Annotated in this window: 22 protein-coding genes, 1 tRNA gene and 2 pseudogenes; 4 read left to right on the forward strand and 21 right to left on the reverse strand. The window is 58.0% G+C overall.

The genetic code is table 11. The annotated features are described in order from the left end of the window. Positions 1 to 205 precede the first annotated feature (205 nt). The 12 genes and pseudogenes from ACHPFG_RS21210 to thrS all read right to left on the reverse strand — a co-directional run bounded on the left by ACHPFG_RS21210 (position 206) and on the right by thrS (position 9,380). Positions 206 to 856, reverse strand: a complete 651-nt coding sequence (locus tag ACHPFG_RS21210; protein ID WP_090454267.1) for a hypothetical protein — start codon at positions 854 to 856, stop codon at positions 206 to 208. A 162-nt stretch (positions 857 to 1,018) separates the two neighbouring features. Continuing rightward, positions 1,019 to 1,448: pseudogene (locus ACHPFG_RS21215) on the reverse strand (IS66 family transposase); the annotation flags it as partial. A 34-nt stretch (positions 1,449 to 1,482) separates the two neighbouring features. Beyond that, positions 1,483 to 1,768, reverse strand: a pseudogene (locus ACHPFG_RS21220) (DNA adenine methylase); the annotation flags it as partial. Positions 1,769 to 1,924: 156 nt separating this feature from the next. Then, a tRNA-Pro gene (locus ACHPFG_RS21225) sits at positions 1,925 to 2,001 on the reverse strand. A gap of 90 nt (positions 2,002 to 2,091) precedes the next feature. Beyond that, on the reverse strand, positions 2,092 to 2,448 hold the full coding sequence (locus tag ACHPFG_RS21230) for a MerR family transcriptional regulator (protein ID WP_003174972.1): 357 nt from the start codon (positions 2,446 to 2,448) through the stop codon (positions 2,092 to 2,094). Continuing rightward, the gene (gene ihfA, locus ACHPFG_RS21235) at positions 2,429 to 2,731 is read right to left on the reverse strand and encodes an integration host factor subunit alpha (RefSeq protein WP_002553164.1); all 303 of its coding nucleotides are present in this window, start codon (positions 2,729 to 2,731) and stop codon (positions 2,429 to 2,431) included. The genes ACHPFG_RS21230 and ihfA overlap by 20 nt, the downstream gene beginning before the upstream one ends. Positions 2,732 to 2,734: 3 nt before the next feature. Beyond that, complete coding sequence (gene pheT / locus ACHPFG_RS21240) at positions 2,735 to 5,113, reverse strand: phenylalanine--tRNA ligase subunit beta (RefSeq protein WP_431700325.1); 2,379 nt, start codon at positions 5,111 to 5,113, stop codon at positions 2,735 to 2,737. Between the two features lie 26 nt (positions 5,114 to 5,139). Next, entirely contained in the window at positions 5,140 to 6,156 is a 1,017-nt protein-coding gene (gene pheS / locus ACHPFG_RS21245) for a phenylalanine--tRNA ligase subunit alpha (protein ID WP_131700545.1), read from the reverse strand. Between the two features lie 109 nt (positions 6,157 to 6,265). Then, a complete protein-coding gene (rplT, locus tag ACHPFG_RS21250; RefSeq protein WP_003174975.1) occupies positions 6,266 to 6,622 on the reverse strand; it encodes a 50S ribosomal protein L20 in 357 nt (118 codons plus the stop codon). 29 nt (positions 6,623 to 6,651) lie between these two features. Continuing rightward, positions 6,652 to 6,846 (reverse strand): 50S ribosomal protein L35, encoded by a 195-nt coding sequence (rpmI, locus tag ACHPFG_RS21255; RefSeq protein WP_002553160.1) that lies wholly within the window; start codon positions 6,844 to 6,846, stop codon positions 6,652 to 6,654. 60 nt (positions 6,847 to 6,906) lie between these two features. Continuing rightward, on the reverse strand, positions 6,907 to 7,458 hold the full coding sequence (gene infC, locus ACHPFG_RS21260; RefSeq protein WP_015884933.1) for a translation initiation factor IF-3: 552 nt from the start codon (positions 7,456 to 7,458) through the stop codon (positions 6,907 to 6,909). Next, positions 7,458 to 9,380, reverse strand: a complete 1,923-nt coding sequence (thrS, locus tag ACHPFG_RS21265; RefSeq protein ID WP_406598305.1) for a threonine--tRNA ligase — start codon at positions 9,378 to 9,380, stop codon at positions 7,458 to 7,460. The genes infC and thrS overlap by 1 nt, the downstream gene beginning before the upstream one ends. A gap of 368 nt (positions 9,381 to 9,748) precedes the next feature. On the opposite strand from thrS, the gene ACHPFG_RS21270 reads away from it, so the two are divergent. After that, a complete protein-coding gene (locus ACHPFG_RS21270) occupies positions 9,749 to 10,063 on the forward strand; it encodes a hypothetical protein (protein WP_431700326.1) in 315 nt (104 codons plus the stop codon). 289 nt (positions 10,064 to 10,352) lie between these two features. Then, entirely contained in the window at positions 10,353 to 10,565 is a 213-nt protein-coding gene (locus ACHPFG_RS21275; protein WP_003234260.1) for a cold-shock protein, read from the forward strand. 73 nt (positions 10,566 to 10,638) lie between these two features. Here ACHPFG_RS21275 and ACHPFG_RS21280 read toward each other — a convergent pair whose 3' ends face one another. Together ACHPFG_RS21280 and ACHPFG_RS21285 are read right to left on the reverse strand one after the other, a co-directional pair. Further along, positions 10,639 to 10,959 carry an I78 family peptidase inhibitor gene (locus ACHPFG_RS21280; protein WP_131700543.1) on the reverse strand — a complete coding sequence of 107 codons (321 nt, stop codon included), beginning with the start codon at positions 10,957 to 10,959 and terminating at the stop codon, positions 10,639 to 10,641. Between the two features lie 142 nt (positions 10,960 to 11,101). After that, on the reverse strand, positions 11,102 to 11,407 hold the full coding sequence (locus tag ACHPFG_RS21285; RefSeq protein WP_431700327.1) for a hypothetical protein: 306 nt from the start codon (positions 11,405 to 11,407) through the stop codon (positions 11,102 to 11,104). 154 nt (positions 11,408 to 11,561) lie between these two features. On the opposite strand from ACHPFG_RS21285, the gene ACHPFG_RS21290 reads away from it, so the two are divergent. Beyond that, positions 11,562 to 11,774 carry a hypothetical protein gene (locus ACHPFG_RS21290; RefSeq protein WP_053128891.1) on the forward strand — a complete coding sequence of 71 codons (213 nt, stop codon included), beginning with the start codon at positions 11,562 to 11,564 and terminating at the stop codon, positions 11,772 to 11,774. 26 nt (positions 11,775 to 11,800) lie between these two features. Here the strand turns inward: ACHPFG_RS21290 and ACHPFG_RS21295 are convergent, their stop codons facing one another. Genes ACHPFG_RS21295 through ACHPFG_RS21325 form a run of 7 tightly spaced genes read right to left on the reverse strand, consistent with a single transcriptional unit; the run spans position 11,801 to position 18,768 of the window. Further along, complete coding sequence (locus ACHPFG_RS21295) at positions 11,801 to 12,829, reverse strand: nucleoside hydrolase (RefSeq protein WP_431700328.1); 1,029 nt, start codon at positions 12,827 to 12,829, stop codon at positions 11,801 to 11,803. A gap of 26 nt (positions 12,830 to 12,855) precedes the next feature. Further along, on the reverse strand, positions 12,856 to 13,260 hold the full coding sequence (gene rbsD / locus ACHPFG_RS21300) for a D-ribose pyranase (RefSeq protein WP_131700540.1): 405 nt from the start codon (positions 13,258 to 13,260) through the stop codon (positions 12,856 to 12,858). Continuing rightward, on the reverse strand, positions 13,257 to 14,174 hold the full coding sequence (gene rbsK, locus ACHPFG_RS21305; protein ID WP_431700329.1) for a ribokinase: 918 nt from the start codon (positions 14,172 to 14,174) through the stop codon (positions 13,257 to 13,259). Before rbsK ends, rbsD begins: the two co-directional genes overlap by 4 nt. A 23-nt stretch (positions 14,175 to 14,197) precedes the next feature. Further along, entirely contained in the window at positions 14,198 to 15,220 is a 1,023-nt protein-coding gene (locus tag ACHPFG_RS21310) for a LacI family DNA-binding transcriptional regulator (protein ID WP_431700330.1), read from the reverse strand. Positions 15,221 to 15,223: 3 nt separating this feature from the next. Further along, entirely contained in the window at positions 15,224 to 16,201 is a 978-nt protein-coding gene (locus ACHPFG_RS21315) for an ABC transporter permease (protein ID WP_431700331.1), read from the reverse strand. Beyond that, entirely contained in the window at positions 16,198 to 17,751 is a 1,554-nt protein-coding gene (locus ACHPFG_RS21320; RefSeq protein WP_431700332.1) for a sugar ABC transporter ATP-binding protein, read from the reverse strand. Before ACHPFG_RS21320 ends, ACHPFG_RS21315 begins: the two co-directional genes overlap by 4 nt. A gap of 57 nt (positions 17,752 to 17,808) precedes the next feature. After that, positions 17,809 to 18,768 (reverse strand): sugar ABC transporter substrate-binding protein, encoded by a 960-nt coding sequence (locus tag ACHPFG_RS21325; protein WP_431700333.1) that lies wholly within the window; start codon positions 18,766 to 18,768, stop codon positions 17,809 to 17,811. A gap of 553 nt (positions 18,769 to 19,321) precedes the next feature. On the opposite strand from ACHPFG_RS21325, the gene ACHPFG_RS21330 reads away from it, so the two are divergent. Then, positions 19,322 to 20,410 (forward strand): asparaginase, encoded by a 1,089-nt coding sequence (locus tag ACHPFG_RS21330; protein ID WP_431700334.1) that lies wholly within the window; start codon positions 19,322 to 19,324, stop codon positions 20,408 to 20,410. The last annotated feature ends 10 nt before the right edge of the window (positions 20,411 to 20,420 follow it).

Genomic DNA, 20,420 nt, shown 5'->3' on the forward strand with positions numbered 1-20,420 from the left:
GCTTCAGGCGAAGTGCCGATAACCGAATGCTCCCGGCAACCCCACAGTTCGCTACTGGAATCCGCCCCTGTTAAGGAGGGAGCTCCAGCCGAGCGCCTCCCCCTCGAAAAGTGCTTCGAATAGGCGCCAGAAAGAGAGGGGTAACCAAATTTTATGATCGGCCCAACCAAGCTGGCCTGGCGAAGGCGCCAAGGCAGCGACTAACTCACTTCAGTCGCTCAAAGAAAATCATACCCGCTGTATTCAAGCCCTTGTTCCAGTTCCGATTCGTCCAGTACTCCCCATCAAGAGTTACCCCCCCATTCTCGTCATGAACCTCCACTCGCGCCGAACCATGATGGCAGCCGCTATCCGTTACCTCCGGATTCCGGGTGACGTTAAGGTATGAGTAGTTGAGTTCAATGGTTCCGTGCTCTGGATCGCGCCGTACGCCCACGATCGTAGTGCTCGACTTTGAGTACTTATCATCAGACTGAAACTTCATCCGCACGCTGAACAGGCGGGATGTGATGGTGACCTTGCCCTGCTTGTCGAAAAGCGCATCGCCAGCCGGTTGCCCCGTTAACTGCCTGACCACATTCCAGTTCGACCGGATGGTTACCAGCCAGTCTCCATCAATGGGAGGGAAAAACTTCCGGACCAAGGGCAGCTTGCAGATCCAGGGGAACATAGGTGTCTGACCCACGCCAAGCAGGACAACCGTTGCAACACCTACCGCTACTTTGGCTACAGACCAAAAAGCTGAAAAGTCACTGAACACCTCAGGCAGGCGCCAGAAGCTCAGCACCCCGAAAACGATGAAGCACAATAGGGCGAAGTAACCGAGACATTTTTGAATACCAAGCACCTGATACATGAACACACCTCTGCAACAAGCCAGCAGCCACAGTACACCGTTATGCATAACTGGCGCACACTCTGGGGGGGGCATTATAGAGCGGTTTTTTTGTGTGCCAGCAGCCTTCCAATACCGCCACATTCCTGACTCGATCGGGAGGGCCGCAAGCGTCCTGCCAAGTCACCTTGCGTGACTCAGGCAAGCATCCGCCGATGCGGCAGCAACTGGCTCACTCCCCCGTTCCGTCGGCAGCCGCGTCAGCACATCTTTGAGGTAGGCATAAGGATCATGCCCATTCATGCGCGCCGTCTGGATCAAACTCATGTTCACTGCCGCACGTTTGCCGCTGCGTAACGAGCCAGCGAACAACCAGTTCGAACGTCGCCCACGGCCGGATCTGGTTTTCGACTGCGTTGTTATCTATGGGCACAGCGCCATCCTCGGCATAGCGAGTCAGTGCAGCCCAGCGCTTGAGGCTGTAATCCAGAGCTTTGGCGATAGCCGACCCTTCGGGCACAAGATCGCGCGGGGCCAACATCCAGGTATGCAGTGCGCTGAGGATGGGTGCCGCTTTTTCCTGGCGTATTCGCCAGCGATCTTCGTTGGTCATCCGCTCGTCGTTCTCAAACTAAAAGTCCCCCCTAACCGGCAGTCTGCCTGTAAGGCGGGCCCATGTAGTGGAAGGTATGGGCGCGATCGTATCGTTCGGCGCATTCAAGCCAGAATAAGTTTTCGACATAGGTGCCGGACTGGCGCTGCCAGGCAGCCGAGAGGTTTTCCTCGATACGCAATAGGTTAATGGCCAGGCCGGTGGTGGCGGTGCCGAATGTCTGCCCGGTGACCTTGGCCTGCGAAGGTATGATGCTGCAGGTAGAAAAATCGCGCGGCGCGTTGGATGTCGGTGAGGGTTTCGAGGCGGGTCATCTTCTTACTTACACCAAAACTCGCGCGAAGCAGTGCCAAATATATCGCTAGCTCACACGAAGCTACCTAGATCCAGAATATCCGTGGGAGTAAATGTGGGAGTATTTTTTCAGACATGAAAAAGCCCAACCGGTGAAGATTGGGCCAAGTCATTGAAAAATATGGTCGGGACGGAGTGATTCGAACACTCGACCCCTAGCACCCCATGCTAGTGCGCTACCGGACTGCGCTACGCCCCGACTAGGCGTGTTACTGGATTCGCTTCGTAACGAAGCGATCAGGAATATACCGCAAGCTTTTGAAATGTGGAAGTATTTTAAAAGCCTGAATCATTTTTTCAAAACCACCAGCACATCTTCCAGTTCGGAGATCATCTGGCGGATCAGTTGCTTGTACTGGGTGGTGTCGTCTTTGGCCTCATCACCGGACATACGCTGGCGCGCGCCGCTGATGGTGAACCCCTGATCGTACAGCAATGCACGGATCTGTCGGATCATCAGCACATCCTGGCGCTGATAATACCGACGGTTCCCGGTGCGTTTGACGGGGTTGAGTTGAGGAAACTCCTGCTCCCAATAGCGCAATACGTGCGGTTTTACCGCACAAAGCTCGCTGACTTCACCAATGGTAAAGTAGCGTTTGCCTGGGATGACGGGTAGCTCGTCGTTATGACTTGGTTCCAGCATAAGCCTCAACTCGGGCCTTCAACTTCTGCCCTGGACGAAAGGTGACCACACGGCGAGCCGTGATCGGGATTTCTTCTCCCGTTTTTGGATTGCGGCCAGGCCGCTGGCGTTTGTCCCGCAGGTCAAAGTTGCCGAAACCGGACAATTTGACCTGTTCGTTGTCTTCCAGAGCGTGCCTGATCTCTTCAAAAAACAGCTCGACCAATTCCTTGGCCTCGCGCTTGTTCAGACCCAACTCTTCGTACAGACGTTCCGCCATCTCAGCTTTCGTCAAAGCCCCCATACGTCACTTCCTTAACGTGGCGTTCAACCTTTGTTCGAGCGAGGTGAGGATATTTTGTGTCGTGGTATTCACCTCATCGTCATTAAGAGTGCGCGATGGATGCTGCCAGGTCAAGCCAACTGCAAGGCTTTTTCTATGCGGATCAATGCCTTTACCCTGATAGACGTCAAATAGCCTGAGGTCTGTCAGCCATTCCCCTGCATTTTCACGGATTACATCCAGAACGGCAGTGGCGGCGACTTCACGATCGGCGATCAGGGCCAGGTCGCGACGCACTTCAGGGAAGCGCGACAACTCGCTGAATTTAGGCATCTTGCCCGAGGCCACTTCGGCCAGGACCAGCTCGAAGACGAAGACCGGGCGGTCGAGCCCAAGGGTTTTCGACAGCTCTGGGTGGATGGCGCCGACGAAGCCCACCAGGCGACCGTCACGTTCGATACGCGCAGTCTGGCCAGGGTGCAACGCCGGGTGGTTGCCTGGCACAAACGTGAAATCGTCCAGTGCACCGGCAAAACCCAGTACCGCTTCCACGTCAGCTTTAACGTCGAAGAAGTCCACCGCATCACGGCCTTGCGCCCAGCCTTCCGGCAAGCGGCTGCCGCAAACAACACCGGCCAGCATTGGCTCTTGCTTCAGGCCGTCGAGTTGACCGACAAACCGCAGGCCGCTTTCGAACATGCGCACGCGGTCTTGCTGACGGTTCAGGTTATGGGAAAGGGCTTTCACCAGGCCTGGCCACAGGGACGAACGCATGGCGGCCATGTCGTTGGAGATCGGGTTGGCCAGCAGCAGCGGTTCGACGCCCGGGTTAAACAGCTCGAACTGCTTGGGATCGATGAAGCTGTAGGTCACCGCTTCCTGATAGCCACGGGCAACCAGCAGACGGCGCAGCTCAGGCAAATGCGCACGCGCTTCTGCCTTGGGTTGCGGTGCCAGGCGCGCTTGCGGGTAACGAACCGGCAAGCGGTTGTAGCCGTACAGGCGAGCCAGTTCTTCGATCAGATCGACTTCCAGGCTGATATCGAAGCGATGGCTTGGCACTTCAACATGCCACTGCCCTTCCCCACCCGCAGAAATGTTCAACCCGAGGGCCGACAACAATTGCTCGATTTCAGCCGGAGCGATGACCAGGCCGAGCATTTGTTCGACGCTTTTGGCGCGCAGGGTGATCGGCGCAACAGACGGCAGATGCTGCTCGCTGACGGTTTCAGTGATCGGGCCGGCTTCGCCACCGGTGATTTCCAGCAGCAGGCCAGTGGCGCGCTCCATGGCTTCACGGGCGAGCTTCCAGTCCACACCACGCTCATAGCGGTGCGAAGCATCCGTGTGCAGGCCGTAGGAGCGGGCCTTGCCAGCGATGGCAATCTGGTCGAAGAAGGCGCTTTCAAGAAATACATCGCGCGTAGTCGCAGACACACCGCTGTGCTCGCCCCCCATCACACCGGCAATCGCCAGGGCGCGGGAGTGGTCAGCGATCACCAGGGTGTCGGCGCGCAGGCTGACTTCCTGGCCGTCGAGCAGAACCAGCTTCTCGCCTTCTTCGGCCATACGCACGCGGATGCCGCCATTGATTTCAGCGAGATCGAAAGCATGCAGCGGTTGGCCCAGTTCAAGCATCACGTAGTTGGTGATATCGACGGCAGCGTCGATGCTGCGCACGTCGGCACGACGCAGGCGCTCAACCATCCACAGCGGGGTTGGCTTGGACAGGTCAACGTTGCGGATCACGCGCCCCAGGTAACGTGGGCAGGCGTTTGGCGCCAGCACTTCGATCGGACGCACTTCATCGTGCACCGCAGCCACTGCAGCAACCACTGGACGGGTCACTGGAGCGTTGTACAGCGCACCTACTTCACGGGCCAGGCCAGCCAGGGACAAGCAATCGCCACGGTTCGGAGTCAGGTCGACCTCGATGCTGGCGTCTTCCAGTTCCAGATAGACGCGAATGTCCTGCCCCACTGGCGCATCGCCCGGCAGCTCCATCAGGCCATCGTTGCCCTCGCCTACTTGCAACTCCGCCTGGGAGCACAGCATGCCGTTGGACTCGACCCCACGCAGCTTGGCCTTCTTGATCTTGAAGTCGCCCGGCAGTTCGGCGCCGATCATGGCGAACGGGATCTTCAGGCCCGGGCGCACGTTAGGCGCTCCGCACACGACCTGGAACGTTTGCGCGCCATTGCTGACCTGGCACACACGTAATTTGTCGGCATCAGGGTGTTGCTCGGTGCTCAACACCTCACCCACGACCACGCCACTGAAAACACCGGCGGCCGGCGTAACGCTATCGACCTCAAGACCGGCCATCGACAGACGCGCAACCAGCGCATCGCGATCTACCTGCGGGCTTACCCAGCCACGCAGCCATTGTTCACTGAATTTCATCCTGCTCTCCTAAAGATTCGTTACGACTAGCGAAATTGCGCGAGGAACCGCAAGTCGTTGTCGAAGAACAGACGCAAGTCGTTCACGCCGTAACGCAGCATGGCCAGACGCTCAACGCCCATGCCGAAGGCAAAGCCCGAGAACTCTTCCGGATCGATCCCGGACATGCGCAGCACGTTGGGGTGAACCATGCCGCAGCCCATCACTTCCAGCCAGCCAGTCTGCTTGCAGACGCGGCAGCCTTTACCGCTGCACATCACGCATTCCATGTCGACTTCTGCGGACGGCTCGGTGAACGGGAAGAACGATGGACGGAAACGCACCGCCAGCTCTTTCTCGAAGAACACCCGCAGGAACTCCTCGATGGTGCCCTTGAGGTCGGCGAAGTTGATATCGCGATCAATCAGCAGGCCTTCGACCTGATGGAACATCGGCGAGTGGGTGATATCGGAGTCGCTGCGGTACACACGGCCTGGGCAGACAATGCGGATCGGCGGCTTGTTCGCTTCCATGGTGCGGACCTGTACCGGAGAGGTATGGGTGCGCAACAGCATGTTTGCGTTGAAATAGAAGGTGTCGTGCATCGACCGGGCCGGGTGATGGCCTGGGATGTTGAGCGCCTCGAAGTTGTGATAATCGTCTTCGACCTCAGGGCCTTCGGCAATGCCGTAGCCGATGTGGGTGAAGAACTGCTCGATACGTTCCAGAGTCCGGGTGATCGGATGCAGACCGCCCGAGGCCTGGCCACGGCCAGGCAAGGTCACATCAATGGACTCGGCGGCGAGCTTGGCCGCAAGATCGGCCTCCTCGAGCGACGCCTTGCGCGCATTGAGCACCTCTGTGACACGCTCCTTGGCGACGTTGATCAGCGCACCGACTTGCGGGCGCTCTTCAGCCGGCAAATTCCCCAGGGTCTTCATCACCTGAGTCAATTCACCCTTTTTGCCAAGGTAGTGAACCCGGATTTGCTCCAGGGCATTGATATCTTCAGCGCTTTGCACAGCCTCAAGAGCTTGAGCGACGAGCGCGTCCAGGTTTTCCATGTACAGACTCCAGATACAAAATAGGGGAAGAGCTTGAAGGCTCTTCCCCTATTTATGACGTTTACCACCTTGGGCTACAGGAGCAGCCCAGGGTGACTGTCGGGGGTACTTAAGCCAAGGTGGCTTTAGCTTTCTCGACAATCGCAGCAAACACCGCTTTTTCGTTCACAGCCAGTTCAGCCAGAACCTTACGGTCGATTTCGATGGACGCTTTTTTCAGGCCAGCGATGAAACGGCTGTAGGACAGACCGTTAACACGTGCACCGGCGTTGATACGAGCGATCCACAGAGCGCGGAACTGACGTTTTTTCTGACGACGGTCGCGGTAGGCGTATTGGCCTGCCTTGATTACCGCTTGCTTGGCAACACGGAATACGCGTGAACGCGCGCCGTAGTAGCCTTTAGCGAGTTTCAGAATTTTTTTGTGACGTTTACGGGCAATGACGCCACGCTTTACACGAGCCATGAGTTACTTCCTCTATTCTTGATCCAAAATTAACGAAGGCGCAGCATGCGCTCGACTTTTGCCACGTCAGACGGATGCAGCAAGCTGCTACCGCGCAGTTGACGCTTACGCTTGGTCGACATTTTGGTCAGGATGTGGCTCTTGAAAGCGTGCTTGTGCTTGATACCGTTAGCAGTTTTCAGAAACCGCTTAGCAGCACCACTTTTAGTCTTCATCTTTGGCATGTTCGGATACTCCGCATTCAGTTGATAAACATAATCAGAAGGCCTGCCGTGCCCTGTTGATTACTTCTTCTTTTTCGGGGCGATGACCATGATCAGCTGGCGTCCTTCCATCTTAGGATGCTGTTCGACCGAACCGTACTCGAGCAGGTCAGCTTCAACCCGCTTGAGGAGTTCCATCCCCAGCTCCTGGTGGGCCATCTCACGGCCGCGGAATCGCAAGGATACCTTGGCCCTGTCCCCATCACTCAGGAAACGTACCAGGTTGCGCAGTTTTACCTGGTAATCCCCTTCCTCCGTCCCTGGACGAAACTTGATTTCTTTTACTTGAATCTGCTTCTGGTTCTTCTTCGCCGCGGCAACCTGCTTCTTCTTTTCGAAGATCGACTTGCCGTAGTCCATCACCCGGCAAACGGGTGGGATTGCATCGGCGGAAATTTCCACCAGGTCCAACTTGGACTCTTCTGCAATACGAAGCGCTTCATCAATCGAGACGATGCCAATCTGCTCGCCGTCAGCGCCAATTAACCGAACCTCGCGTGCCGAGATATTCTCGTTGATCGGGGCTTTCGGTGCAGCTCGTTTATCTTGTCTCATTTCACGCTTAATAATAATTACTCCGAATCTGGGCGACCACGCCGGGAAACCGCTTGCGCGAGGAACTCAGCGAACTGGGCGACGGGCATCGAGCCCAGGTCAGCACCTTCACGAGTACGCACAGCGACAGTCTGCATCTCGACTTCCCGATCTCCGATAACCAAAAGATAGGGAACCTTGAGCAAAGTATGCTCGCGGATTTTAAAGCCGATCTTTTCATTTCTCAAGTCGGACTTGGCACGAAATCCGCTTTCGTTGAGAGTTTTTTCAACTTCAGCAGCAAAATCTGCCTGTTTATCAGTGATATTCATGATCACTGCCTGAGTCGGAGCCAGCCACGCAGGGAACGCACCCTCGTAGTGCTCGATCAGGATCCCGACGAACCGTTCGAACGAACCGAGGATCGCCCGGTGCAGCATAACCGGGTGTTTGCGGCTGTTGTCTTCGGAGACGTATTCGGCTCCCAAACGGATCGGCAGGTTAAAATCGAGCTGCAAGGTACCACATTGCCAGACACGGCCAAGGCAATCTTTCAACGAGAACTCGATCTTCGGCCCGTAGAAGGCACCCTCGCCCGGCTGCAGGTCGTACGCAAGGCCCGCACTGTCTAGCGCTGCGGCCAGTGCCGCTTCAGCGCGGTCCCACAGTTCGTCGGAACCGACGCGTTTTTCCGGACGAGTGGACAGCTTCATCTCGACTTCGGTAAAGCCGAAATCGCGATAAACGTCCATGGTCAGCTTGATGAACGCGGCGGATTCGGCCTGCATCTGCTCTTCGGTACAGAAGATGTGGGCGTCGTCCTGGGTGAAGCCGCGCACACGCATGATGCCGTGCAGCGCACCCGATGGCTCGTTACGGTGGCAGGCACCGAACTCGGCCAAACGCATCGGCAACTCGCGGTAGCTCTTCAAGCCCTGGTTGAACACCTGCACGTGGCAAGGGCAGTTCATTGGCTTGATGGCGTAGTCGCGGTTTTCCGACTGTGTAGTGAACATGTTGTCGGCGTAGTTGGCCCAGTGCCCGGACTTCTCCCACAGGCTGCGATCAACGACCTGCGGGGTTTTGATCTCCAGGTAACCGTTGTCGCGCTGAACCTTGCGCATGTACTGCTCAAGCACCTGGTACAGGGTCCAGCCGTTCGGGTGCCAGAACACCATGCCCGGCGCTTCTTCCTGGAGGTGGAACAGGTTAAGACGCTTGCCGATCTTGCGGTGATCGCGTTTTTCGGCTTCTTCAATGCGCTGGATATAGGCGGCCAGCTGCTTCTTGTCAGCCCAGGCGGTGCCGTAGATCCGTTGCAACTGCTCGTTCTTCGCATCGCCGCGCCAGTAGGCACCAGACAATTTGGTCAGCTTGAACGATTTGAGGAAGCGCGTGTTCGGCACGTGCGGACCACGGCACATGTCGACGTATTCTTCGTGGTAGTACAGGCCCATTGCCTGCTCGTCCGGCATGTCCTCCACCAGACGCAGCTTGTAGTCCTCGCCACGCGCGGTGAACACGTCGATCACCTCGGCACGCGGGGTGACTTTCTTGATGACGTCGTAATCTTTTTCGATCAGTGCGTGCATGCGCTGTTCGATGGCGGCCAGATCGTCCGGAGTGAAAGGACGCTCGTAGGCGATGTCGTAGTAAAAACCTTCTTCGATGACCGGGCCGATCACCATTTTCGCTGTTGGGTACAGCTGCTTGACCGCATGGCCAATCAGGTGCGCGCAAGAGTGGCGAATGATCTCGAGCCCCTCTTGGTCCTTGGGCGTGATGATTTGCAGGCTGGCATCGGAGGTGATCAGGTCGCTGGCGTCAACCAGCTTGCCATCGACCTTGCCGGCCACGGTGGCCTTGGCCAGGCCGGCACCAATGGAGGCGGCGACCTCGGCTACGGAGACCGAATGATCGAATGAACGTTGACTGCCGTCGGGAAGAGTAATAGTTGGCATGGCGCCTCCTCTCCTAGTGGTGACCCCTACCAAAGGTCACGTGGGTTGGGATGAGCCAGTACAAGATCCAACACCAGGCCGTTCAGTGATGAACGCCTGCCTTACAGCGGCAGGAGCCTTTCGGCCAACCGATAATCGAACCACAGTGACTGGAGTGAGCTAAAAAGAAACATGGCAAGGCGGCAAATGGCGCACCCGGAATTAGCCAAGCGGAAGATGCTAGCACAGATGAACGGTCATCGCGCCGGGCACACCTGATGTTAAAGACAAATTCCAGCCTTTATAGCTGCAAAAGTGAACTTGGGCTGTACGCCATGCCTCAAACCCACTGAGAATCGCCGTTCGTCCTCGACCCAAAGGAGCATCCCATGATGCGTTTCACCTCTACCCTCGCTCTCGCCGCTACCCTGAGCCTCCTTTCCCTCGGCGCGCAGGCCGCCGCTCCGCCCAATTGGCCAGCGGGCGCCCGCGACAGCTTCGTCAGCGACTGCAGCGCAGCTGCCAGCCAGAACGTTGATGCCAAAACTGCCAAGGCCCATTGCGAATGTGGCGCTGACAAGATCAACGCCGAATTGAGCACAGCAGAAATCAAGGAACTCATGACCAACCAGAACGCCAGCCCGGAGCTTAAAAACAAAGCGGTCGCGGCTATTTCGTCCTGCAAAGTCGTGAAGAAAAAGTAAGATCGGGCCCTGATCAGACGTCCGTTTTGCCGGAAAAACAGCCCGAAAACTGCCTTTTCTCACAAATTACGCAGCTTTTACGGCTTTTTTTACCAGCTGATATTTCGTGCCGAAGCCCCGTAGTTCGGGGCTTTCAGCCGACACAAGCACCGAACGCAACGCTATTGATTAGCAAACAATGCCTTGGGGGGGCTCCCAAGCCGAACATTTCGACTATGATAGCCCAGTGTGCCCAGTTGGCCTGAGCAGCACAGCACTACTGAAAATATATGTTTCTTGGAGATACACCATGTCTAATCGCCAAACCGGCACCGTTAAATGGTTCAACGATGAAAAAGGCTTCGGCTTCATCACTCCTCAAGGTGGCGGTGACGACCTGTTCGTACACTTCAAAGCTATCGAAAGCGACGGTTTCAAAAGCCTGAAAGAAGGCCAAACCGTCTCCTTCGTGGCTGAGAAAGGCCAAAAGGGTATGCAAGCTGCACAGGTTCGCGGCGAGTAATTCTCCGCTGAGCTAAAAAAACCCCGTCCATGTGACGGGGTTTTTTATGGGCGTTGCAAAAGCCTGGAAACGATCAGCCGCAATTAACGCGCGTGACCACCAGGTTGTCATCGGTATTCAGGTTCAAGCGGTCGGAGCGGTATTCCAGCGTGATCATATCGTTGGGCTTGAGAATCCGTGCGTTCTGCGCACCAGCGCGGGTACGGGCCTGCTCCAGCAACTGCGGCGAGGCTTTCTGGCCAATGCTGAATTCGGCGGCCTTCGACTCACAGCGGCTATGACCGGCATCGGTCACGGCGGCGTCTTTGGCTGGCTCAGAGGCACCCGGGGTGCTGCAACCCGCCAACGCGAGTGCTGCCAACAAAGTACCGAATGATGCGAGCTTCCAAGGCATGAAGCCTCCTATTGAAAAATGAACAGAGATCGTGCGACAGCGGTCTGGATGATAGGTTTCAAAACGTAAACCGCCGATAGGCAAGTCTGCCCGACTATCAGCAAGCATTCGCCCGATCAATCGTGACCAAATATGAACGTAATCAGTAGATGTCGATGTAATCAAACGGCGGCTTCGGCCAGTTTTGCTTCAGCGCATTAAAAATCTGTGTGACCCAGACCTCGTCGCTGGCTGCGACGTTGCCGACATAACCGGAACCCTTGGCCCAAGTCTCCAGGCGAAACAGCAGGCCGTCGATGTCAGTGCCTCCCACCACCCCCGAAGATATGTAGGCAATCCCAGCCCTGGTCACACGCAACTGGGTATGTTCGTCATCACTGGCACTGCCGATCAGTTGGCGCACGGCGGCCAGGGTCAGGTTCTCGGGGTTACTCAAATCGATCTGCACGCGGGGTCCCCCGGCAATTAAACAGGGGGACAGTGTCGCACAGCGCCTGCTTCATGCCTAAGTAGCAGTGCCAAACCCCGCGCAAAATGATTAACTGCGCCCGTTAGAGCCGCGTTCCAGCGCACTGCCCAGTATTTCAACCCGTGAGACTTCCATGACCACCGTAACGCTCCAAGCCGACATCAAAGCCAAGTGGCCCCAAGGGCAAAGTTCCTACAGTCCAGGAAGCCCGGAGGAACTGGCAATCATCGGTATCGACCTGCTGGTCAAGGAACTCGGCACCCAGGCGGCGCAAGCATTCATCGGCCAGGTATTCGAAAAATACCCGGCCGATCACATGGGGGCACAAGACCCCGAGCGGGAATGAGAACCAGCTGACGAACGTCGACCGGGTTACTTCAAGCGTGCAAGGCGCTCGGTGAGCAGATCGAAGAAGCCTTGGGCGTCGCCGCTCTCAACCCAAAACACATTCTTTGTCTGCTTCAGGCCGTCGTACCAATCAACGATGGTCTGGCCGAAGGTCGGGCCTTCGCGACTGTCCACCACCATATTGGCCTGACGCCCCGTGAACAACGACGGCTTGAGCAGGTAAGCGATAACAGTGGCGTCATGTACCGGGCCGCCCGGGATGCCGTAGTGCTCCATATCGCCCTTGACGTACTCATTCAGAATATCGCCGACAACCTTGCTCGCGTTGTTGTTGATGTCGGCGATCTTTTTCAAGCGCGCCTCACTGGTCAGCACCTTGTGGGTCACGTCCAGCGGCAGGTAAGTCAGCTTGACGCCACTCTTGAGCACAATCTCGGCTGCAATCGGATCGGCGAACAGGTTGAACTCGGCAACCGGGGTGATATTGCCGCCGTTGAAGTGCGCACCACCCATCACCACTACTTCCTTGATGCCTTGGGTGATTTCCGGGTCCTGAGTCAATGCCAGGGCCAGGTTGGTCTGCGGGCCGAGCATGGCAATGGTGATGCTGTGAGGCTTGGCCGCACGGAGGGTCTTGATCAGGTAATCAACGGCGCTGCCTTCAGCCAGGCCCTTTTTAGGCTCATGGACGGTGACGCCGGAAATACCTTCTTTGCCATGGATGTTCTCGGCATAGATCGGTGTGCGCAACAGCGGCTTGGGTGCGCCGGCGTACACCGGGATTTCCTCGCGCCCGGCCCACTCGCGGGCCAGGCGCGCGTTACGCGAGGTCTTGTCCAGGCGCACGTTGCCGGCGACGGTAGTCAGCGCACGAATGTTCAATTCGTCCGGGGAAGCCATGGCAAAGAGCAAGGCCACTACATCGTCGGCGCCTGGGTCGGTGTCGATGATCAAGTCGATTTTTTCCGCCGCTTGGGCGCTGGCAGCAGTGAGTGCGGACAAAAGCAGGACACTCCGAAACAGATTTCTCAGGGTTGGGAGACCACGTTGCATAAAACACTCCTTGTCGTTGGGACACTCTAGAAGGTTACGCCTGACACCAGCGCGATATTGCAGTAAGGCTGGCACTCGCCGGTACGCACGACAGCGCGCGCGTTACGGCTCAGTTGCTTGAATTGTTCATGGCTGAGCAGACGTCGCTCGCCGAGGGCGGCCTGTTCAGTCAACGCGTTCAGCTCAGTCAGCGCGGGCGGCTGCTTGAGCAGGATTTCTTCCGCCAGTACGTGGCTTTCCACCTGCATTTCACTGAGCACGATACGCAAGGTACTGATGAAGTCGGGAATGCCCTGGGTCAGCGCCAGGTCGATCAACTCAACCCCCGGCGGCACTGGCAGGCCGGCGTCACCGATCACCAGGATGTCGCCATGGCCCAGGGATGCGATCAACCGCGACAAGGCGATATTGAGCAGAGGGGTCTTTTTCATAGAGGTACAAAACCTTGAACGTCATGCAGCGTAGGAATGGAGGGTTGGGCACCGGCACGGGTGACCGACAATGCTGCCGCGACCTGGCCGAAACGGATGGCCTCGGCCTCACTTTTGCCACTGGCCAGCGCTGCGGCAAAACCACCGACAAAGGTATCGCCGGCAGCCGTGGTATCCACCGCATTGACCTTGGGCGCCACCAAGTGCTCAAAGCCCTGGCCATCGGCAAACAACGCACCTTGGGCACCCAGGGTAATAATGACCTTGCCAGCTCCCGCCTGGATCAGCCGAGTCGCCGCGACCTTGGCACTGTCGAGGGAGTCGACTGTCACGCCGCTCAGTGCGCTGGCTTCACTTTCGTTGGGAATCAGGTAGTCGACCGAGGCGTACCAGTCAGCGGGCAACGGGCCGCTGGCCGGCGCGGGGTTGAGGATCACGGTCTTGCCCAGTTCACGACCGCGCTTGAGGGTGTAGCCCACGGTATCCATCGGCACTTCAAGCTGACAGATAATCACATCGGCGGCCTGCAACACCGCATCAGACGCCTGCAGTGAGGCGGGGGTCAGCTCGCCGTTGCTGCCGGCAACAATCACAATCGCGTTCTGACTGCTGTCGTCCACCACAATCAAGGCGACACCACTGGAACCGTCCACGGTGCTCACCGCCTGGCAATCGATACCTTCCACCAGCAAGGCGCCACGCAGTTCAGTGCCATAGGCATCGCTACCGACACAACCGATCATTGCCACATCGGCCCCCAGTCGCGCCGATGCCACGGCCTGGTTGGCGCCCTTGCCGCCAGGCACCGTGGAAAACGTCTGGCCGATCAGGGTCTCACCGGCACGGGGCAGCCGACTCGCGCGGGTGACCAGGTCCATGTTCAAGCTGCCTATTACCACTACTTTTGCGGGCATACATCAGTACTCATCAATTCGATTCAGCGGTATTGGGCGAATACGCCGGCGACTGGCGCCGTGGACTCGCGCAACACGATGCACGGCGTCACGATGCGTTGATCGATCGGCAGTTGGGGTGTTGCAATTCGTCGCAGTAAAAGCTCGGCCGCCGTCTCACCCAGTTGCAGGATCGACTGCCCGACCGTGGTCAGCGCCGGGTACACGTAGCGGCCCATTTGAATGTCATCGAAACCGATCACCGACAGTTCACCGGGCACGCGGACATTGCGCTCCGCCGCAGCGCGCAACACGCCGAAACCGATCATGTCGTTGCTGGCAAAAATCGCGCTGGGCGGGTTTTCCGCCAGCAGTTGCACGGCAGCAGCATAACCGCCGGTGCTGGTGAAGTCGCTCTCCAGGGTGCGATTGGCCACCACTTCCACTCCTGCTTCACGGAGCGCGCGGTGGTACCCCGCCAGGCGCATTTGCGCGACGCGAGTGTGGGCCGGGCCACCGATGCAGGCGATATCCCGATGCCCCAGCTCAAGCAAGTGCCGGGTCGCCAGGTAGGCGCCGTGCTCATGGTCGATGCGCACCAAGTCGACATCTATACCGTCCAGCGCCCGGTCGACAATCACCATGGGCGTGCGCACCGCGCTCAAGCCTGCGGCGAGGCCGCTGTCATCACCGCCTACCGAGGTCACGATCAAGCCGTCGACGCGCTTCTCCAGCAACACCCGCAAATAGCTGCGCTGTTTTTCTGCGTTGTCGTCGGAGTTGCAGAGAATCACGCAGTAGCCATTACGCTCACAGTAGTCCTCAATCCCCCGGGCCAGCTCGGCAAAATACGGGTTGAGGCTGTTGGGCACCAGCAATCCTATGGTGGCCGTGGTCTTAGCCTTGAGCGAACGCGCGACGGCGCTGGGCACGTAGTCGAGCTGCTTGATCGCCGCTTCAACCTTGATCCGTACAGGCTCGCTCACCGGTCGCGTCTTGTTCACCACATGGGACACGGTGGTGTAGGAAATACCTGCAATCGCGGCCACATCCTTGATCGTTGCCATGGCTCAGCCTCGCCGACTGGCGCGGCGGCTGCGGTAAGTATCCAGGACCACAGCGATCACGATCACGGCACCGGTGATGATGCGCTTGGTGGGCTCCGTGGCACCGATCTGCGCCAGGCCGGCGGCCAATACCGAAATAATCAGCACGCCGAAGAAGGTGCTGATCACCGAGCCACGTCCGCCCATGAGGCTGGTGCCGCCGATCACCACTGCGGCGATCACTTGCAGTTCCAGGCCCGAACCGGCATTCGGGTCTGCCGCTTCCAGGCGCGAAATCTGGAACAACGCCGCCACACCGGCGAGCAGTCCCATGAGGCTGAATACCAGAATCTTGTACGGCTTGGGGTTGATCCCGGCGAGGCGCACGGCTTCTTCGTTGGTGCCGATACCGATCAGGTAGCGACCGAATACAGTACGGGTCAACACCAGTTGGGCGGCAATGATCACCAGCAAAGCGATGATAAACGACGGCGAAATGCCGAAGGCGATCGGGTTGGACAGCCAGGCAAACGAATCGCCGATATAAGCCGTACGCGAACCGGTCATCTGGTACGCCACGCCACGGGCCATTTCCAACACACCGAGGGACACGATAAACGATGGTATGCGCCAGGCCACCGTGATCGAACCGGTGATAGTGCCGGCAAACGCGGCGCAACCCATGCCGAGCAATGCAGCCGGTAAGACACTCCAGCCCCAACCGAGAATCGCCACGCTGACGGCCGATGCCGCCAACGCCAGCACCGAGCCCACCGACAGGTCGATACCGCCGATGATCAGGATGAAGGTCATGCCCACAGCCAGCACCATCAGGTCAGGAATCTGGTTAGCCAGAGTGCTGAACGTGTCATAGGACAGGAAGTGATCACTGAGCACCGAAAACAGCGCGATCATCGCCAGCAATGCAGCGGCCAGCCCCAGGTAGGTGCCCAGGCCGTAGAAGTTGCCACCGGTTTTACCGGGGGAAGTTGTTAGTTTCATGGGGTATCCCTAAGCACTGCGTCGTTGAGCAGCGCATCACGTTTCTGATAGCCGGCAAAGGCGGCAGCGAGCAATTCGTCCTGGGTCCAGCTGTCGCGCTCGAAAGTCTCGATCAAGCGCCCGGCGGACAGCACGCCGATGCGGTCACAGATCAGCATGAGCTCACGCAGGTCACTGGATACCACCACCAGCGCCTTGCCCTGGCGAGTCAATTCACCCAGCAAGGCATAAATGTCGAACTTGGCACCGACGTCGATGCCACGAGTAGGCTCGTCGAACAGCATCACCGAGCAGTCGCGCTCCAGCCAGCGGCCGATCACCACTTTCTGTTGGTTACCACCGGACAGTTCGGACACCAATTGCGCCGGGCTGGAGCTGCGGATCCGCATGGCGTCGATCTGGCGCTTGGCCAATGCCGTCTCATCTCGCGTATTCACCACCCCGGCGCCGGAAATTTCCGGCATGTTGCCCAGCGCGATATTCGCACTGATCGACTGGGTCAGCAGCAGCCCTTCGCCCTTGCGATCCTCGGTAATCAGAGCAATGCCATGACTGACTGCATCCACTGGCGAGCGGATACTCACCACCTGGGCCGGCGAACCCAGGGCCACAGTGCCGCTGTCGGCCAGGTCGGCACCGAAGATAAGGCGTAGTAACTCTGTACGACCGGCGCCGATCAGGCCGGAGATGCCATAGATCTCACCGGCACGCACTTCAAACGATACATCGCGGACCTTGTCCGAGCGCGTCAGGCCCTTTACGGTCAGGGCCGGGCCGCCGATGCTGCGCGGCCCCAGGTCGATGTGTTCACCCAGCTCCCGGCCGACCATCAAGGTGACCAGTTGTTCGCTGTTGTAATTGGCCATCGGCTCGACACAGACCAGCTTGCCGTCGCGCAATACCGCAATGCGCTGGGCGACACGGGCCAACTCTTCGAGCCGATGCGAAATATAAATGATCGCCACGCCCCGAGCCTGCAGGCGGGTGATTTGCTCAAACAGCATCTCGACTTCGCGGGCCGTGAGCATCGCGGTGGGCTCATCGAGGATCAGCACATGGCAGTCGCCGATCAGGTTGCGGGCGATCTCGACCATCTGCTGATGGCCGATGCCGAGGCTGCCGACCAGGGTGTCCGGATCGATGGCGTCGAGACCGACCTGGGCCATGGCCTCGATCGCGGCTTTGCGCAATTGCTTGCGGCTGATCCAGCCACAATGGCTCGGCAGGTTATCCAGGAACAGATTTTCGGCCACGGTCAGCGTCGGAAGCAGATTGAGTTCCTGCATGACCATGCGCACACCCAACGATTCAGCCTGGGTGCGGCTGGCCGGACGGTAATCCTGCCCATTGAATTGCATGTGCCCAGTGGTCGGCGTGACCAGCCCGCCGACAATCTTCGACAAGGTACTCTTGCCCGCGCCGTTTTCACCGGTCAACGCCAGCACTTCACCACGGTTAAGCGTGAGTGTGATGTCGGACAGAACCGGTTGGGCATAGGTCTTACCGATACCGCTGACCGAGAGGACAGCGTTCGGGGCGGAAGATGACATAGGAAAATCTCCAGGCGTCCGCCCAGGGCGGACGGACGCTGTTGGGTGCTGCCAGGATTACTTCTTGAGGACGAGTTCGACCGGGGTTTCGATCATGCCGTCCTTGGCATCGACTTTCTCACCCTTGACCAGCTTGAGGGCGTTCTGGATACCGAACACCGCTTGCTGCGCAGCCGCCTGGTCGGCGGTCGCCAGCACACGACCGTCCTGCAGCATCGGCTTGATGGCGTCGATGTTGTCATAACCCACCACCAGGATCTTACCGGCCTTGCCTGCTGCACGTACGGCGGAGACGGCGCCCAGGGCCATGTTGTCGTTACCGGCCAGCAACGCCTTGAGGTCCGGGTGTTCGCTCAGCATGGCCGAGGCCACTTTCTGGCCCTGGTCAATTTCCCAGTTGCCGGATTGGGTGGAAACGATCTTCATACCGGCAGCGTCCATCGCATCCTTGAAGCCCGCGGTGCGCTGCTGGGCGTTGGTGGTGGTCGGTACACCTTCGATGATGCCGACCTTGTCGCCGGCAGCCAGTTGCTTGGCCAGGTAGTCGCCCACCAGTTTGGCGCCTTTGCGGTTGTCGGGACCGACAAAGGGAATATCGAGGTTTTTGCTTTTCAGCACGTCCGGATCCAGGCGGTTATCGATGTTGACGATCTTGATCCCGGCTTTAGAGGCATCCTCCAGCACTTTTACCAGTGCCTTGGAATCAGCTGGCGCGATAACGATGGCATTGACCTTGGCCAGGATCATCTGCTTGACGATACCGATTTGCGCGCTGGTATCGGTTTCGTCCTTGATGCCGTTGGTGATCATGTCGAAATCGGCGGCGTGGTCTTTCTGGTACGCCTTGGCACCGTCCTGCATGGTCACGAAAAATTCGTTGGCGAGGGATTTCATCACCAGGCCGACCTTGGGTTTGGCGGCAGCGTCATCAGCGAATGCAGAGGAGAAAGGTAAGGCGGCGGATGCGGCAGCAAGCACAGCGACAGCAAGAAGACGTCCAGCGAATGGCAGCTTCATGGGTTCACTCCGATCTTATGATTATTGTGGGCAACGCTTGCACCGAAGTGTGCTTCGGGGGCCCTCCCACCCGGGGGGCTGATACGAGCTGACAGGAGACTCAGTGAGGGCCCCATGAAACATCTCGCAAACGTTTGCGTTAACCAAACTATGAGAACCTTGTCGAGTTTTGTCAACGCTAGAATATGGCCTTTCATGCAAGGCCTCTAGCCCCGGCTCTCGCGTCCTCCGAGAGCCGCTCTTAAACATCTGCCGCGTTCGGTCGTTCTCTGAAACGACAGGTTTTGGCGCAACACACAGGATTCTTTCGGCATAACTTTCGGACAACCGAACGCCACACCCCAGGTTGTTCGGAAAGCCGGACATCCAGCGACCGAAAACCCATCATAAAAAAGATAAAAGTCTATATATATCAATAGGTTAATTTATATACGCAAACATATTCAGCATGGTACAGATCCTGCTCCTACACAGCGCCTGGAGGCATTCAGCACTGCCCAGGTGTTCTAGATGAACCTGCTACAGCACTCATCAAAAACCAGAGAGAAAAATAATGAAATCTGCATTGAAGAACTTTGTTCCGGGGGCGTTGGCCCTTCTGCTGCTGTTCCCCGTTGCCGCCCAGGCAAAGGACGTTGAATCCAAGACCAAATTGTCCAACGTGGTCATCCTCGCCACCGGCGGTACCATTGCCGGCGCGGGCGCCAGCGCCGCCAACAGTGCGACGTACCAGGCCGCCAAAGTCGGTATCGAGCAATTGATTGCCGGTGTTCCTGAGCTTAGCCAGATCGCCAATGTGCGTGGCGAGCAAGTGATGCAAATTGCGTCCGAAAGCATCAACAACGAAAACTTGCTGCAACTGGGCCGCCGCGTCGCCGAACTGGCCGACAGCAAGGACGTGGACGGCATCGTGATCACCCACGGTACCGACACCCTGGAAGAGACCGCCTACTTCCTGAACCTGGTGGAAAAAACCGACAAGCCTATCGTGGTGGTCGGCTCCATGCGCCCAGGCACCGCCATGTCGGCTGACGGCATGCTCAACCTGTACAACGCGGTAGCCGTGGCCGGCAGCAAGGACGCACGCGGCAAAGGCGTACTGGTGACTATGAATGACGAGATCCAATCGGGTCGCGACGTCAGCAAAATGATCAATATCAAAACCGAAGCCTTCAAGAGCCCATGGGGCCCGCTGGGGATGGTCGTTGAAGGCAAGTCCTACTGGTTCCGCCTGCCGGCCAAGCGTCACACCATGGACTCGGAATTCGACATCAAGAACATCAAGAGCTTGCCCGATGTTGAAATCGCCTACGGCTACGGCAACGTGAGCGACACCGCCTACAAGGCACTGGCCCAGGCTGGCGCCAAAGCCATCATCCAGGCCGGCACCGGCAATGGATCGGTGTCGTCCAAAGTGGTCCCTGCGCTGGTGGAGTTGCGCAAGCAAGGTGTGCAGATCATCCGTTCTTCCCACGTGAATGCCGGGGGCATGGTGCTGCGTAATGCCGAACAGCCGGACGACAAGTACGACTGGGTCGCCGCTCTTGACCTGAACCCGCAGAAAGCCCGGATTCTGGCGATGGTCGCACTGACCAAGACTCAGGACAGCAAAGAACTGCAGCGGATGTTCTGGGAATATTGATTCCTGATGA

This window comes from Pseudomonas sp. BR20, assembly GCF_050780135.1.
Classification (GTDB): Bacteria; Pseudomonadota; Gammaproteobacteria; order Pseudomonadales; family Pseudomonadaceae; genus Aquipseudomonas.